1 protein-coding gene is annotated in these 592 nt (G+C 50.8%); it reads right to left on the bottom strand.

All coding sequences use genetic code 11. The features are described from left to right. Nucleotides 1-592, bottom strand: a 592-nt coding sequence (locus ACQ76X_RS36145; RefSeq protein ID WP_438498701.1) for a hypothetical protein, incomplete at both ends; no start/stop codon positions are given.

The following is a 592-nucleotide window of genomic DNA, read 5'->3' as shown; positions in this document are numbered from 1 at the left end:
ACGCTTCATCTCCTCCGTATTCAGGTTTTCAGGTTCATCTTCCCGTTCCCTGATATTGATTTTGGATTCGGATGTCGTGAGCGTCAGCGTATATTCACTGCGCAACGCCTCCCCCTTCTGGGCCAGCCGTTCCCACATCTCCAGCCGATTCACCTTCATCTGCTGGATGCCTTCACTTGCAGCAAGGCGACTACGTTTCTCGTTCCAGAGTTCATGGCGCACGTCCGGAATTTGTTCTGCTGAAATTTGGGCACTAAAGCCTTCCTGCACGATGGCACGCAGAAATTGCTCAAATCCCCCAATCCGTGATCGTTTTTGCGCAAATACAGCCGTTCTCCAAGGAGCTGCCGTTAAGGAGGATACGACATGCAAGGTCTTCCCGCTGCGATAGAGCCAGCCATCTTCCTCCACGCCCAAAAAAGACCCAATGTCTTCCCCTGTACCGTCTTTCTTTTGTTGTTGATCATGAATATAACGCTTTATGCGATAGGGCCACTTGAGCATATGCCCAAAGGTGCTAAGCATAAAAATCGCCACAATCCATGCCATCTTGAACACGACTGGCAACGGAAGCAGAAAGGGGAATCCCCCG

Origin of the sequence: Paenibacillus sp. IHBB 3054 (assembly GCF_051594305.1) — a bacterium.
In the GTDB taxonomy this organism is placed as follows: Bacteria; Bacillota; Bacilli; order Paenibacillales; family Paenibacillaceae; genus Paenibacillus_AQ.
Note: the sequence above shows the minus strand (reverse complement) of the source record. Positions and strands in the feature narration are given on the sequence as shown.